This is a genomic window from Anoxybacillus dikiliensis (assembly GCF_050613275.1).
GTDB lineage: Bacteria > Bacillota > Bacilli > Bacillales > Anoxybacillaceae > Anoxybacillus.
Genome location: NZ_CP187112.1, coordinates 135,436 through 150,000, shown reverse-complemented (window position 1 = coordinate 150,000; position 14,565 = coordinate 135,436). Strand labels below are relative to the sequence as shown.

Annotated in this window: 23 protein-coding genes (1 of these 23 only partly in view); 1 reads left to right on the top strand and 22 read right to left on the bottom strand. The window is 41.6% G+C overall.

Annotation, left to right across the window (positions count from 1 at the left end; translation table 11 throughout):
* A protein-coding gene (locus ACPF7I_RS00855; RefSeq protein WP_430745354.1) for a KinB-signaling pathway activation protein crosses the window boundary here: on the bottom strand, positions 1-370 show its 5' portion. It extends 227 nt beyond the left edge of the window; only the first 370 of its 597 coding nucleotides appear in the window; the start codon lies at positions 368-370; its stop codon lies off the left edge, out of view.
* A 128-nt stretch (positions 371-498) separates the two neighbouring features.
* Here ACPF7I_RS00855 and gerD point away from each other — a divergent pair, with 128 nt between their 5' ends.
* Positions 499-1,098: a spore germination lipoprotein GerD gene (gene gerD / locus ACPF7I_RS00850; RefSeq protein WP_009361510.1), complete on the top strand. Its 600-nt coding sequence runs from the start codon at positions 499-501 to the stop codon at positions 1,096-1,098.
* Between the two features lie 73 nt (positions 1,099-1,171).
* On the opposite strand, the gene ACPF7I_RS00845 is transcribed toward gerD, so the two are convergent.
* From ACPF7I_RS00845 to rpsE, 21 genes are all read right to left on the bottom strand, one after another.
* A complete protein-coding gene (locus ACPF7I_RS00845) occupies positions 1,172-2,176 on the bottom strand; it encodes a P-loop NTPase (protein WP_430745356.1) in 1,005 nt (334 codons plus the stop codon).
* 79 nt (positions 2,177-2,255) lie between these two features.
* Positions 2,256-2,954 carry an N-acetylmuramoyl-L-alanine amidase CwlD gene (gene cwlD, locus ACPF7I_RS00840; protein ID WP_430745357.1) on the bottom strand — a complete coding sequence of 233 codons (699 nt, stop codon included), beginning with the start codon at positions 2,952-2,954 and terminating at the stop codon, positions 2,256-2,258.
* 55 nt (positions 2,955-3,009) lie between these two features.
* Positions 3,010-3,414, bottom strand: a complete 405-nt coding sequence (locus ACPF7I_RS00835; protein WP_430745359.1) for a DUF2521 family protein — start codon at positions 3,412-3,414, stop codon at positions 3,010-3,012.
* 89 nt (positions 3,415-3,503) lie between these two features.
* Positions 3,504-3,896 carry a 30S ribosomal protein S9 gene (gene rpsI / locus ACPF7I_RS00830; protein ID WP_003397701.1) on the bottom strand — a complete coding sequence of 131 codons (393 nt, stop codon included), beginning with the start codon at positions 3,894-3,896 and terminating at the stop codon, positions 3,504-3,506.
* A 22-nt stretch (positions 3,897-3,918) separates the two neighbouring features.
* Positions 3,919-4,353 (bottom strand): 50S ribosomal protein L13, encoded by a 435-nt coding sequence (gene rplM, locus ACPF7I_RS00825; RefSeq protein WP_021095320.1) that lies wholly within the window; start codon positions 4,351-4,353, stop codon positions 3,919-3,921.
* A gap of 146 nt (positions 4,354-4,499) precedes the next feature.
* Positions 4,500-5,240 carry a tRNA pseudouridine(38-40) synthase TruA gene (gene truA, locus ACPF7I_RS00820; RefSeq protein WP_430745361.1) on the bottom strand — a complete coding sequence of 247 codons (741 nt, stop codon included), beginning with the start codon at positions 5,238-5,240 and terminating at the stop codon, positions 4,500-4,502.
* A gap of 15 nt (positions 5,241-5,255) precedes the next feature.
* Complete coding sequence (locus ACPF7I_RS00815; RefSeq protein WP_219986048.1) at positions 5,256-6,053, bottom strand: energy-coupling factor transporter transmembrane component T family protein; 798 nt, start codon at positions 6,051-6,053, stop codon at positions 5,256-5,258.
* Positions 6,050-6,919, bottom strand: coding sequence for an energy-coupling factor ABC transporter ATP-binding protein (locus ACPF7I_RS00810; RefSeq protein ID WP_430745363.1), 870 nt, complete (start codon positions 6,917-6,919; stop codon positions 6,050-6,052). The genes ACPF7I_RS00815 and ACPF7I_RS00810 overlap by 4 nt, the downstream gene beginning before the upstream one ends.
* Entirely contained in the window at positions 6,877-7,731 is an 855-nt protein-coding gene (locus ACPF7I_RS00805) for an energy-coupling factor ABC transporter ATP-binding protein (protein WP_430745365.1), read from the bottom strand. Before ACPF7I_RS00805 ends, ACPF7I_RS00810 begins: the two co-directional genes overlap by 43 nt.
* 113 nt (positions 7,732-7,844) lie before the next feature.
* Positions 7,845-8,207, bottom strand: coding sequence for a 50S ribosomal protein L17 (gene rplQ / locus ACPF7I_RS00800; protein ID WP_003397694.1), 363 nt, complete (start codon positions 8,205-8,207; stop codon positions 7,845-7,847).
* Between the two features lie 60 nt (positions 8,208-8,267).
* Positions 8,268-9,212, bottom strand: coding sequence for a DNA-directed RNA polymerase subunit alpha (locus ACPF7I_RS00795; protein WP_003397693.1), 945 nt, complete (start codon positions 9,210-9,212; stop codon positions 8,268-8,270).
* A 168-nt stretch (positions 9,213-9,380) separates the two neighbouring features.
* Complete coding sequence (rpsK, locus tag ACPF7I_RS00790) at positions 9,381-9,770, bottom strand: 30S ribosomal protein S11 (protein ID WP_003397692.1); 390 nt, start codon at positions 9,768-9,770, stop codon at positions 9,381-9,383.
* Positions 9,771-9,795: 25 nt separating this feature from the next.
* Complete coding sequence (gene rpsM / locus ACPF7I_RS00785; RefSeq protein WP_003397691.1) at positions 9,796-10,161, bottom strand: 30S ribosomal protein S13; 366 nt, start codon at positions 10,159-10,161, stop codon at positions 9,796-9,798.
* Between the two features lie 22 nt (positions 10,162-10,183).
* The gene (rpmJ, locus tag ACPF7I_RS00780) at positions 10,184-10,297 is read right to left on the bottom strand and encodes a 50S ribosomal protein L36 (RefSeq protein ID WP_000868344.1); all 114 of its coding nucleotides are present in this window, start codon (positions 10,295-10,297) and stop codon (positions 10,184-10,186) included.
* A 30-nt stretch (positions 10,298-10,327) separates the two neighbouring features.
* Complete coding sequence (gene infA, locus ACPF7I_RS00775) at positions 10,328-10,546, bottom strand: translation initiation factor IF-1 (protein WP_003247618.1); 219 nt, start codon at positions 10,544-10,546, stop codon at positions 10,328-10,330.
* Positions 10,547-10,644: 98 nt separating this feature from the next.
* Positions 10,645-11,391: a type I methionyl aminopeptidase gene (gene map / locus ACPF7I_RS00770; protein ID WP_430745370.1), complete on the bottom strand. Its 747-nt coding sequence runs from the start codon at positions 11,389-11,391 to the stop codon at positions 10,645-10,647.
* On the bottom strand, positions 11,391-12,041 hold the full coding sequence (locus ACPF7I_RS00765; protein ID WP_003397689.1) for an adenylate kinase: 651 nt from the start codon (positions 12,039-12,041) through the stop codon (positions 11,391-11,393). The genes map and ACPF7I_RS00765 overlap by 1 nt, the downstream gene beginning before the upstream one ends.
* A 59-nt stretch (positions 12,042-12,100) precedes the next feature.
* Entirely contained in the window at positions 12,101-13,393 is a 1,293-nt protein-coding gene (gene secY / locus ACPF7I_RS00760) for a preprotein translocase subunit SecY (protein WP_042535887.1), read from the bottom strand.
* Positions 13,393-13,833 carry a 50S ribosomal protein L15 gene (gene rplO, locus ACPF7I_RS00755; protein WP_430745372.1) on the bottom strand — a complete coding sequence of 147 codons (441 nt, stop codon included), beginning with the start codon at positions 13,831-13,833 and terminating at the stop codon, positions 13,393-13,395. Before rplO ends, secY begins: the two co-directional genes overlap by 1 nt.
* Positions 13,834-13,847: 14 nt before the next feature.
* Positions 13,848-14,036 (bottom strand): 50S ribosomal protein L30, encoded by a 189-nt coding sequence (gene rpmD / locus ACPF7I_RS00750; protein ID WP_003397685.1) that lies wholly within the window; start codon positions 14,034-14,036, stop codon positions 13,848-13,850.
* Between the two features lie 14 nt (positions 14,037-14,050).
* Entirely contained in the window at positions 14,051-14,551 is a 501-nt protein-coding gene (gene rpsE, locus ACPF7I_RS00745; protein ID WP_003397684.1) for a 30S ribosomal protein S5, read from the bottom strand.
* Positions 14,552-14,565: the final 14 nt, after the last annotated feature.

The window sequence follows — 14,565 nt, the reverse complement described above, 5'->3', positions numbered from 1 at the left end:
CAACAAGCACGTAACTAACGATGGATTCTCCTTCTTTAGCAAACAGTTGATAGCGAAAATAAACGAGATCAAATAAAACAAAAGCAATGAGAACGATTTGTACCGCATTCCACAAGCTTGCGGAACGGAAAATTCCGAGACCAAAACGATGAATTGTTAAATATGCAAAAAAACCCATTTGACTAATGACGCTAAAAATGAAACCAACTCCAATAAGCCAAACGAGAACAGATAAAATTTCTTTTATCTCAAAAGATGTAAAAAGATGTGCGTATTCATTCCACTTTACAGCAAAACCAACAACTCCTGTACTTATTCCACCGACCAACAATGTTGAAAAAAACAATTGAACCCACTTTCGACTGTTCACCTATAAACCCTCCACTTCTCAATATCCCTTTCAAAATTCTATCAACGAAATAAGAAAAATGCTAGCGAATATTTTTGCAAAGAATATTGAATATTAACAGTAAGGAAACTTGTTGAAAGGGGCCCTTAATGATGAATCGAACATTTTTGCTCCTCGCATTTAGTTGTGTATTAGCGCTAGCAGGGTGCGCTCAACAAGAGAAAACCCCTGCACAACCTGATTACGATCAAACAAAAAAAATGGTTGTTGATATTTTAAAAACGGACGAAGGGAAAAAAGCAATTCAAGAAGTGATGAGTGATGAAAAGGTAAAACAGCAGCTCGTTATGGATCAAGAAGTTGTAAAAAAAACGATTGAGGAAACGTTAACTTCAGACAAAGGAAAAGCGTTTTGGAAAAAAGCATTTGAAGATCCAAAGTTCGCTCAAAATTTCGCGAAAAGCATGAAAGAGGAACATGAAAAATTATTGAAAGCGCTAATGAAAGACCCTGAATATCAAGCAATGATTGTAGACATTATGCAAAATCCAGAAATGAAAAAATTAATACAAACAGAGATGAAAAACAAAGATTTTCGCGCTCATTTGCAAAAAGTGATTACTGAGACATTTAGCAGCCCGCTATTTAAAGCAAAAATTGAAGATATTCTTATCAAAGCAGCGGAAGAAATGCAAGGCGGTAAGAAAAAATCCGATCAAGAGGGATCGAGCGAGGATCAAACAGCATAAGGGTGTCCTTGCATTATCGGGACACCCCTTGTAAATACATATGCACAATTGATCATCAAAGAAAGACGCTACTTCATCGTAACTTTGCGATAATTTTTTTAGCAATATTCATATATACTTTTCCAATTGGATGATCTTCACCGTATACAGAAGGGGCAAAATCATCATCGTTCCAATCAGGTTGTCCGAGCGGTAGCTGTCCAAGTAAGTCCGTCTGTAACTCTTCAGCTAATTTTTGGCCACCGCCTTTTCCAAAAATATATTCTCTTTCACCTGTTGTTTTGCTTTCAAAATATGACATATTTTCGATAACACCAACAACTTCATGATTCGTCCGAACCGCCATCGCTCCCGCTCTTGCGGCAACAAAAGCAGCCGTTGGATGAGGCGTCGTCACAATAATTTCTTTCGATGTCGGAAGCATCGTATGCACATCTAACGCTACATCCCCTGTGCCTGGGGGTAAATCTAATAGTAAATAATCCAATTCTCCCCATTCCACTTCATCAAAAAAGTTTTTTAACATTTTGCCAAGCATCGGTCCACGCCAAATGACCGGAGAATTATCTTCTACAAAAAACCCCATAGAAATTACTTTTACACCAAACCGCTCAACGGGAATAATTTTTTCTCCACGGACGATTGGCCGTTCTGTAATCCCCATCATATCTGGCACACTAAACCCGTAAATATCCGCATCGATTAACCCAACCTTTTTACCAAGCCGCGCAAGCGAAACGGCTAAATTGACGGATACCGTCGATTTCCCTACGCCACCTTTTCCGCTTGCAATAGCTAAATAAATCGGTTCATTCGTTGATCTTTCTTCTAACGGCAATTGAGCAAAACGAAGCCCAACGGATGATGCTCCTGCATCTTTTAAACGTTGTACAACTGTCTGTTGCACTTGAAGTTGTTCCGCCGCTCCTGTTTTAGCTAAAGCAATTTTTACGCTCACTAACCCTTTTTCCTCATTTATTTTGACTTCTTGAATCGCTCCTGTTTCTTTAAACGTTTTTTTCAAAAAAGGGTCGTAAATCGTTTCTAGAAGCTCTACAACTTGTTTTTCTGTCAACATTGCGCCTCACCAATCCTTATGTATTCGGTTTCACACTTTCAATATAACATAATTTTCTGCATAAAAAAATGAATCCTTCTCACTCAGAAGGATCACGTTCATTTGATACGTAACGTAAAATACCTTTGTAAATCGAAGCGGCAAGCTGTTCTTGATACGTTGAAGATGCTAGTAATTTCCGTTCTTCTTCATTTGACAAAAAGCCGATTTCAACTAAAGCGCCTGGTTTTTTAGCCATTTTTAATAAATATACGGTTTGAATGGGCTTCGCCAATCGATGTGTATTTTCCAAATTGACGCGTAGCTCTTGTTGAATAAACTTAGCTAGCCTTGCATTTTCCTCCAATGAAGGATAGTAAAAAACTTGTGCGCCCCTCCATTTCGGCGAAGGAATGGCGTTTAAATGAATACTAATAAAAAAATCTGCCTCTGACTCATTCACAAATTGAACTCGCCGTTGTAAATCTTCTATTTTCCTTCGGCTATATCCTCTTGTTTGTTCACTCGCTAAATCATGATCTCCTTCTCTCGTCATTTGAACGAGTGCACCTTGTTGTTGCAAATAATCGCGTAATTTTAACGCCACATCCAGTGCGACTTCCTTCTCCAAAACATCTCCTCCGACCGCTCCTCCGTCAGGTCCTCCATGCCCGGGATCAAGAACAATAATTTTTCCTGATAACGGTAAACTCCATGCTTTCCAAGAGCGATCATGAAAGACATAGAACTGTAAAAAAAGGGCAAAAACAATGAAAACAATAATAATACGTATTTTCATCCCTTCTCCTCCCCACTATTTATGTTATATGGGACAAGAAGAGAATTTAGAACGGTTACTTCAAACGAAGACGTTGACGACGCAGTCCTTTTTCGATTCCTTCTTTCCACCATCCGTCGATGTAACGGGCGCATGCATCGTACATATCATCTCTGTATTCTTTCATACGGTCATACAATTCATCAATGAGTCGCATATATTCATCGATACAACGTCTTCTGACCGTTTCCTTTGACTCACCATAATATATAAAGCGGCTATAATGCGCCCCGATCAAATATGCTTCAATCGCCACATCGATACATATCGTTTCGATCCATTCAGAAACAATGATGTATCGTTGCCAATACGTGCGCATACGTTGCCATAATTCACGATAAGAAAGATCGCGCAATGCATTTCGTTCATCAGTTAGCTGCTTTTCTAACTTTTTTGCTGTAAACGATGTAAGTATTCCCAATTTTTTATCCCTCCTCATACATATTGTTCGCATGAAAAAAAGAGACATACAAAAAAATCTCGGCAAATAATTGCCGAGATTTGTTGACATTAACGTTTTGAAAACTGTGGTGCACGACGAGCGCCTTTAAGACCGTATTTCTTACGCTCTTTCACACGAGAATCGCGCGTCAATAAGCCTGCACGTTTTAATGTTTGACGGTATTCAGGGTCAACTTGTAACAATGCACGAGCGATACCGTGACGGATCGCACCTGCTTGACCTGTAAATCCACCACCACTTACGTTTACTAATACATCGTAGCTACCGAACGTTTCCGTTAAAACAAGTGGCTGTTTTACAACTTCCACTAACGATTCATATGGAACATAGTCACGAATGTCACGACCATTTACGATAATGCGTCCTTCACCTGGAACGAGACGCACGCGCGCAACTGAACTTTTGCGACGGCCTGTGCCGTAGTATTGTACCTGTGCCAAAATAATGCCCTCCTTTAATCAATTATCCGCGAAGTTCATAAACTTCTGGTTTTTGTGCTTGATGCGGATGTTCACTTCCGCGATAAACGTGCAATTTTTTGAACATTTGACGACCAAGGCTACCTTTTGGAAGCATGCCGCGAATTGCCTTTTCAAGCATTTGCTCTGGGTAATTTGTGCGCATTTCAAGAGCTGTTCTTACTTTTAACCCGCCTGGATGTAAGCTGTGGCGATAGTATAATTTGTTTGTTAATTTTTTACCTGTCAATTCAACTTTTTCTGCGTTGATGATGATCACATGATCACCTGTGTCAACGTGCGGTGTGTAAGTTGGTTTATGTTTACCGCGCAAAATTGCAGCAACTTCACTAGCAAGACGTCCTAACGTTTTGCCTTCTGCATCAACAACGTACCATTTACGTTCTACTTCATTTGGCTTCGCCATATACGTACGCATTTGTTTTCCCTCCTAAAATAAAAAATAAACAAGCGATATTTATTTCAACACGATTAATTTCCGGGGCTAATCGTGGGTTTAAAATACATACCATATGATATAATATCTCTTTCATAACCTAATGTCAAGAAAATGTTACACCTGGATTAGTTGTCATAAGAAACGTGCCATAAATATAAGCCGTGACCTGGAGCCGTCTTCCCGGCAGCGCTTCGATTTTTTTGTTGCAAAATCGTTTTCATCTCTTCAGCACGTCGTTCCCCGCGCCCGACTTCTAGCACTGTTCCAACGATAATGCGAACCATATTGTACAAAAAGCCGTTGCCAACAAGACGGAAGATTAACTCTTCTCCTTCCTGGATGACTTCCGCTTCATAAATGGTACGAACTTTATCGTCAATTTCTGTTTTTGCCGAACAAAAACTTGTGAAATCATGCGTCCCGATCACGTAACGAAGTGCTTCGTTCATTGATGCTATATTTAGTGGATACGGATAATAATACGCATAATGACGCAAGAACACATTCCGCTCGCCAGTCCATACACGATAACGGTATTCCTTTTTTTTCACGCTAAACCGGGCGTGAAAAGAAAGGGGTACTTCACTTGCTTCTTTGACAATGACGTCATCTGGGAGAAGAGCATTTAACGCCTTGGGCCATTTTTCATCTGGAATCATAAGCGGCGTATCAAAGTGAATAACTTGTCCGTATGCATGAACCGTTGCATCCGTTCTTCCTGACGCATAGACGCGAACAAATTGCCCTTTATGAATGATGGAAAGTGCATGCTCTAGTTCTCCCTGCACCGTTCGTTTTTGTTGTTGAATTTGATATCCCGCAAAATGCGTACCATCATATGCAATGGTACATTTTATTCTTCTCATGATTTTCGCTCCTTCTCATGAACGAAGTAACCATAACGCAATAGCCAATAAGCCGATGAAAAGCATAAAAGCAGTATCTATTCGTCCCCACGTCAACTCGCGCCATTTTGTTCGATTTTGACTACCACGATATCCGCGTACTTCCATCGCGACAGCCAGCTCTTCTGCTCTTTTAAATGCGCTAATAAATAGCGGAACGAGCAACGCGGTCATCGCTTTCATTCGTTCTTGTAATGGACCGCTTGAAAAATCGACACCACGAGCGGTTTGAGCTTTCATAATTTTTTCGGTTTCTTCCATTAACGTCGGAATAAAACGAAGGGAAATGGACATCATGAGCGCTAGTTCATGAACAGGTACATTCCATTTTTTTAACGGCGAAAGTAACGACTCCATACCATCTGTCACTTCAATCGGCGTTGTTGTTAACGTCAATAGCGTTGTGACGACAATAAGGAGCAAAAAGCGTAAGGAAATAAACGCTCCTTGTTGAATCGCTTTATCGTACACTTCAATGCCAAACCATTGAAAAACGATATCTCCTTCTTTTGTTAATAGCACATGGAGAAAAAAAGTAAATACAATGACCCACAAAACAGGTTTTAACCCTCTCATCATAAATGAAAAAGGAATGCGTGATAAAAATAACAAAAGGCATGTAAACAAAGTCAATATTCCATACGTCCATCCGTTGTTTGCAAGAAATACGATAAACACATAAATAAACATGAGCAGCAGTTTTGTACGTGGATCGAGCCGATGAATAAAAGAGTGTCCCGGAACATATTTTCCGATAATCATACCGTTCATCATATATGCTTCACCCTATTAAATAACGTTTGTAAAGATCGTTCGACGTCTTCTATCGTCAAACATGGTTCTGGAAATGTCATCCCAAATTTTTGCTCGACTGCCCGCTGAAACAAAACTGTCTCAGGGACATCTAACCCAAGATGTATTAAATCATCGACGTTACGGAAAATTTGTTCTGGTGTCCCCCTTCGAACAATCGTTCCTCGATGCATAATAATAATATCATCCGCGTAACGTGCTGCCTCTTCCATGCTGTGTGTCACGAGTACAATCGTCATCCTTTTTTGCCGTTGAAGCTTTGCGAACATGTCCATCATTTCTTTCCGTCCACGTGGGTCTAATCCTGCCGTAGGTTCATCTAACACAAGCACTTCTGGCTCCATTGCTAACACACCAGCGATCGCCACACGGCGCATTTGTCCACCGCTTAAAGCAAACGGAGATTTATGTCGCACTTCTTCCGGCAGCCCGACAAGTGCTAACCATTCACCAACACGAGCTTTTGCTTCTTGTTCTGACATGCCGAAATTCATCGGCCCAAAGCAAATATCTTTTTCTACTGTTTCTTCAAACAATTGATGTTCAGGGAATTGAAAAACAATGCCTACTTTCTTCCGTAAAGGTTTTAACTGTTTTTCTTTTTTTCCCGCTGCAATTGTATAATCGCCAAGGTGGACGGTCCCTTTTGTCGGTTGAAGTAAGCCATTGAAATGTTGTAAAAGGGTAGACTTGCCCGATCCTGTATGACCGATTACCGCTACATATGAGCCGCTACGAATATCAACATGAATATCGTACAATGCTCGCTTCTCGAAAGGGGTATTTATTTGGTAACGATGTTCGACATCGCGGAATACAATGTCCATAATTCACTCACCAACCCCTCCATTGTTAAATGATCAGCCGTCATTGGAATACCATTGTTCCTCAATCGTTGACTTAGTTGTAGCGAGAATGGTAAGTCTAACCCCATCTCTTCTAATTTCGCCCCGTATGCAAAAATATGCGCAGGCGTTCCTTCGAGCACGATTTTTCCTTTATTCATCACAATAACCCGATCTGCTTTTGCGACTTCATTTAAATCATGAGTAATCGAAATGACCGTCATATCGTGTTCCCGACGAAGCGACTGCATCACATGAAGAACTTCTTTTTTCCCGCTCGGGTCAAGCATGGATGTCGCCTCATCTAAAATAATGACATTCGGATGAAGCGCGATGGCGCTTGCAATGGCGACGCGTTGTTTTTGTCCACCTGACAAGCGATGCGGCTCGTGATGAATGAAATCTTCCATTTTTACTTTTTTTAACGCTTCGTTTATACGTTTTTTCATTTCCTCTTTTTGTATCCCTTGATTTTCAAGACCGAAAGCAACGTCATCTTGAACCGTCGTTCCAACGAACTGGTTGTCTGGATTTTGAAATACAATACCTAATCGCTCACGTACGTCCCATATCGTTTCTTCATTTAATGGGATCCCGCATACATGAATCGTTCCACTTGTCGGTGGCAATAAACCAATTAACAACTTCGCTAATGTTGATTTACCTGATCCGTTATGACCAACAATTGTTACCCATTCACCTTTATACACTTGAAACGATATGTTTTGTAGAGCATACGTTTGTTCATTTGCATATTGAAAACTTACATCTTCCACACGTACTGCAACTTCCACGACTCTCTCCTCATCTCTTCTGAATTTTCTTACTCTCTACTCTACTACAAAAAAGAAAACAAAAAAAGGGCATAGATCCAGTTCAAAAACTGTCTCGCCCTTATAAAAACGTATTAAACTAGTTCAATAATTACCATTGGTGCACCGTCACCGCGGCGTGGTCCAAGTTTCATAATGCGTGTGTAGCCACCTTGACGGTCTTGGTAACGAGGTGCGATGTCGCTGAACAATTTTTGAATCGCATCTTGACCTGTTTCTGTGTTTGCTACTTCTTTGCGAACGAATGCAGCTGCTTGACGACGTGCATGCAAATCGCCGCGCTTTCCTAATGTGATCATTTTTTCTACAACAGAACGCAACTCTTTTGCACGAGCTTCTGTTGTTTCGATTCGCTCATTAATGATTAAGTCTGTCACTAAATCACGAAGCAATGCTTTACGTTGAGAGCTTGTGCGTCCTAATTTTCTGTAAGACATGTGATGTCCCTCCTTTATTTCACTTTTAACATGAAAATGCCTAGTTAACCAAACGCTTAACTAGTCATCTTTACGTAAGCTTAATCCTAGCTCTTCTAACTTCGCTTTTACTTCCTCAAGCGACTTGCGGCCTAAGTTGCGCACTTTCATCATATCTTCTTCCGTTTTTTGAGCAAGCTCTTGCACTGTGTTGATGCCAGCACGCTTTAAGCAGTTGTACGAACGAACGGAAAGATCAAGCTCTTCAATTGTCATTTCGAGCACTTTTTCTTTTTGGTCTTCTTCTTTTTCAATCATGATTTCAGCATGTTGTGCTTCGTCCGTTAAGTTCACAAAAATATTTAAGTGCTCTGTTAAAATTTTTGCCCCTAGTGAGATTGCTTCTTTCGGGCCGATGCTACCATCTGTCCACACGTCGATCGTTAACTTGTCGTAGTTTGTCATTTGACCGACGCGCGTATTTTCGACTTGGTACGATACGCGCGATACCGGCGTATAAATGGAATCGATCGGGATAACACCTATCGGTTGATCCTCGCGCTTATTAGCATCAGCTGGTGTATACCCACGCCCGCGTTTCGCTGTCATTCTCATGCGCAAACGACCGTCTTTCGCCAAAGTAGCAATATGAAGGTCTGGGTTGAGAATTTCTACATCGCTATCGTGAGTAATATCCGCAGCTGTAACGACTCCTTCACCCTGTACATCAATCTCAAGCGTCTTTTCTTCGTCCGAGTAAATTTTTAGCGCTAGCTTTTTTACATTTAAAATGATCGTTGTTACATCTTCCACGACGCCATCAATTGTTGAAAACTCGTGCAATACACCATCTATTTGAACAGATGTTACAGCGGCACCAGGGAGTGAGGATAACAGGATACGACGTAAGGAGTTACCCAAAGTTGTACCATATCCACGCTCAAGTGGTTCAACGACGAATTTGCCATATTTGGCATCCTCGCTGATTTCAACCGTTTCGATTTTCGGCTTTTCGATTTCCAACATTCCTTTAACCCTCCTTCAAAACGTCGAAACCCCGATTAAACCGATGACAGCTCAATCGAAATTCCCCCATGAATAAGTTCCCGAATGTGCACAACAACTGTTTTTCGTTTCCCTGTAAGAATGACTATATCCCATTATTGACACATACGCAAATTCTATACAGAGAAATTAAACACGACGACGTTTTGGCGGACGGCATCCGTTATGTGGAACCGGTGTAACATCTTTGATCGCTGTAATTTCTAGTCCAGCCGCTTGAAGTGCACGAATTGCTGCTTCACGACCAGCACCCGGACCTTTTACGTTTACTTCAACAGTTTTCATGCCATGCTCCATAGATGCTTTTGCAGCAGCCTCTGCAGCCATTTGTGCAGCGAACGGAGTTGACTTACGAGAGCCTTTAAAACCTAACGCACCTGCACTTGACCAAGAAATTGCATTTCCATGAACGTCTGTAATTGTGACGATTGTGTTGTTAAAAGTCGAACGGATATGAGCAATACCAGATTCAATGTTCTTTTTTACACGACGTTTACGCGTATTCGTTTTACGTGCCATTCGTTCATGAACCTCCTTTACTTAATTATTTTTTCTTGTTCGCTACTGTACGACGTGGACCTTTACGTGTACGAGCGTTGTTTTTCGTATTTTGGCCACGAACCGGCAATCCGCGACGATGACGAAGACCACGATAGCAACCGATCTCCATTAAACGTTTAATGTTTAAAGATACTTCACGACGAAGATCTCCTTCTACTTTTAAGCGATCTACGATTTCACGAATTTTTCCTAATTCTTCTTCCGTTAAGTCGCGAACGCGAGTGTCTTCAGATACGCCAGCCTCTGCTAAGATTTTTTGTGCAGTTGCTTTACCGATTCCGTAAATGTATGTTAATGAAATGACTACACGTTTGTCACGAGGAATATCTACACCTGCAATACGTGCCATGATTTGTACACCTCCTCAAATTTTATCCTTGTTTTTGCTTATGCTTTGGATTTTCGCAAATAACCATAACTTTTCCCCGTCTGCGAATAACTTTGCATTTTTCGCAAATCGGTTTTACAGATGGTCTAACTTTCATGAGAACTTACCTCCTTGTTCGTGCGGAGTGTTATTTATATCGATACGTAATTCTTCCACGTGTTAAATCGTAAGGTGATAACTCAACTGTTACTTTATCACCTGGTAAAATGCGAATAAAATGCATGCGAATTTTACCTGAAACGTGAGCTAAAACGGTATGACCGTTTTCAAGTTCCACTCGGAACATCGCATTCGGCAACGTTTCAACGACTGTACCTTCCACTTCAATTACATCGTCTTTCGCCATTGAACGGCTCTCCCTTCTTTTTTGAAATGAGTAACATGTTCAACTAACACGACCAGTTTACAGCTTACGATGCGCATCCGCAAAGAAGGTTAAAGCGTTCAAAGTGTTGTTAAAATTTCATATCCCGCCTCAGTAATCGCAATCGTATGTTCAAAATGAGCACAAAGCTTGCCATCTACTGTGACGACTGTCCAATTATCTTCTAACGTGCGAACATAACGGGTTCCTGCATTCACCATCGGCTCAATGCACAGAACCATGCCTGGCTTTAACCGCGGTCCCTTATTTGGCGGACCGTAATGTGGGATTTGCGGATCTTCATGTAAGTCTTGACCAATTCCATGTCCAACATACTCACGCACAATGGAAAAGTTATGCGCCTCAACGTATGTTTGAATCGCATGGGAAATGTTCGTTAACCGTGCGCCAGGTTTCGCTTCTTCCAATCCACGATATAGTGACTGCTCTGTCACTTCTAAAAGCTTTTTCGCCTCTTCTGAAATAGCTCCGACTGGATATGTCCAAGCTGAATCACCATGGTATCCATTGTACTTTGCGCCGATGTCAATGCTAATAATGTCCCCTTCGCGAAGCACACGGTCTCCTGGGACGCCGTGAACGAGCTCCTCGTTTACCGACGTACAAATGCTCCCACGAAATCCATTATATCCTTTAAACGAAGGAATTGCATCATGTTTGCGAATGAACGTTTCAGCGATATGATCGAGCTCTTTTGTCGTTATGCCTGGCTCGATGTATTTTTGTAATTCCTGATGAGTTAACGCAACAATTCGGCCAGCTTCACGCATAATTTCAATTTCACGCGGGGTTTTGCAAATGATCATTATTGTAAGCCCCCAAGTAATTCACAAATGTCAGCAAACACTTGATCAATATGTTGTTGTCCGTCAATGTTGCGCAAATACCCTTTCGCCGCATAAAAATCAAGCAACGGCTGAGATTGCTTCATATTGACTTCAAGACGGTTCGCTACTGTCGCTTCGTTATCATCTGCACGTTGATACAACTCTCCGCCACATTTATCACAAACACCCGCTTGTGCTGGCGGATTAAATACGAGATGATACGTTGCGCCACATTCTTTACAAATGCGTCTACCTGTTAGACGTTCCATTAAAATGTTTTTATCTACTTCAATGTTAATGACATAGTCGATGGAGCGGTTCAATTGTTGAAGAAGCGTTTCTAACGCTTCAGCTTGAGCGACTGTTCGCGGAAACCCATCAAGCAAAAAACCGTTTTGGCAATCGTCCTTGCTTAAACGCTCGCGAACAATGCCGATTGTCACTTCATCTGGAACAAGATCGCCGCGATCCATATATGATTTCGCCTTTAAACCGAGCTCTGTTCCCTCTTTCATCGCTGCTCGAAACATATCCCCAGTAGAAATGTGAGGAATTTTGTATTTCTCAACGATTTTTTCTGCCTGTGTGCCTTTCCCAGCTCCCGGCAGTCCCATCAATACTAAATTCATCAATTTCTCCCCCTCAGCTCTCTATATGAGGTAGAGGGAATAAAATTCCCAACACCTCTTTATTTAATAAAGCCTTTATAATGGCGCTTCACTAATTGGCTTTCTAGCTGCTTCATCGTCTCTAAGGCAACGCCAACGACGATCAGCAAGCTTGTTCCTCCAATTTGAGCAGAAGGCGGTAGTTTAGCGAACTCGATAAAGAAGACAGGAAGAACAGCGATTGCTGCTAAAAATAGAGCCCCGACGAAAGTTAAACGGTACAAAACACGTGTAATGAATTCCTGCGTGTTCTTTCCTGGACGAATGCCTGGAATATAACCACCTTGCTTTTTCAAATTGTCCGCCATTTGTTCTGGATTGACTTGAACAAACGCATAAAAATACGTAAAGGCAACAATTAGAGCGACGTATATGAGCATACCAACTGGTTGTGTATAGTCAAAAACTTTTTTGATCCACAATGTTACATCATTCGAGCCGAAAAACGATGCAATCGTCGGTGGAGTAATAATAAACGACACCGCAAAAATAACCGGAATAACACCTGCCGGGTTTACTTTTAACGGAATGTGTGTCGAATGACCACCTACTGGACTACGTCCTTCCAATCGCTTCGCATACTGAATCGGAATTTTCCGAAACGCTTGTTGCATATAAATGACACCAACAATAACCGCAACAACTGCTAAAGCGACCAACAGCACTGTAACGATGCGTAAAAACAGCTGATCACCAGCGTTTTCAAATTGTTGAACATAAATTTGGTTAAGCGTCGTCGGGATACCAGACACAATTCCTGCAAAAATCAATACAGAAATGCCGTTCCCAACACCTTTAGCCGTAATTTGCTCACCAAGCCACATTAAAAAGGCTGTTCCAGCTGTTAAGACAAGCGCGATAAGCAAATACGTCGGAATGCCTGGATTTTTAATAAGCACACCACCCGACATATTATGAAAGCCGTATGACATAGCAAACGCCTGGATAAAACCAAGCACAATTGTAAAATAGCGAGTAAACTGAGCGAGTTTACGACGGCCTACTTCCCCTTGCTTCGACCATTCCGTAAATTTAGGAACAACATCCATCTGTAGTAACTGTACGATGATGGATGCCGTAATGTATGGCATGACGCCCATCGCAAAAATAGAAAAGTTTTGTAGAGCGCCGCCACCGAACGTGTTCAACACACCAAAAGCGTTGAATTGATCTTGCATTTTTAATACATCTGCATTTACGCCCGGTACGGGAATAAATGTACCGATGCGAAATACAATGAGCATAAGAAGGGTGAATACAATTTTTCTTCTTATATCACCCACGCGCATAAAATTGGAGATTGTTCGAAACATTAAATCACCTCAGTTGTACCGCCAGCAGCTTCGATTGCTTCTTTTGCAGAAGCAGAGAATTTATGAGCTTTCACTGTTAATTTTTTCGTGAGCTCACCGTTTCCAAGAACTTTGATGCCTGCTTTCAACTTGCTTACAACGCCTGTTTCAAGCAACAATTGTGGTGTCACTTCCGTACCGTCTTCAAAGCGATTTAACACTTCGAGGTTAACGATCGCATATTCTTTACGATGAATGTTTGTAAAGCCGCGTTTTGGTAAACGACGGAATAAAGGTGTTTGACCACCTTCAAAGCCGATGCGTACACCGCCGCCAGAGCGAGCGTTTTGCCCTTTATGTCCTCTACCAGAAGTTTTTCCGTTACCAGAGCCGATACCACGACCAACACGGTTACGTTCTTTACGGGAACCCGGTGCTGGTTGTAATTCATGTAGCTTCATGCCTAGGCACCTCCTTATTCTTCTAATTCTTTTACTGTTACAAGGTGAGAAACTTTATTGATCATTCCACGAATGGCTGGATTGTCGTTATGAACAACTGTTTGATGCAATTTTCGTAAACCTAATGTTTTAACCGTCACGCGTTGGTCTTGCGGACGACCGATTACGCTGCGAGTGAGGGTAATTGCTAATTTTTTTGCCATCATTTTTCCCTCCCTTATCCTAACAGTTCCTCAACTGTTTTACCGCGCAATTTTGCAACATCTTCCGCACGTTTTAATTGCTTCAAACCGTCGATTGTTGCGCGCACCATGTTGATTGGTGTGTTGGAACCGATTGACTTCGATAAAATATCGCTAATGCCTGCTAACTCTAATACCGCACGTGCAGGACCACCAGCGATAACTCCTGTACCTTCAGATGCTGGTTTTAAAATAATTTCACCTGCTCCGAAATGTCCGATTACTTCATGTGGAATCGTTGTACCAACGATCGGTACAGTAATTAAGTTTTTCTTCGCATCCTCAATTGCTTTACGAATTGCATCTGGAACTTCTTGAGCTTTTCCAGTTCCGAAGCCGACATGACCGTTTTTGTCACCAACAACGACTAACGCAGCGAAACGGAAACGACGTCCACCTTTTACAACTTTAGCTACGCGGTTAACGGCAACAACGCGTTCTTCTAGTTCAAGTTTATTTGGATCAATGCGACGCATCTCTGTCCCTCCTT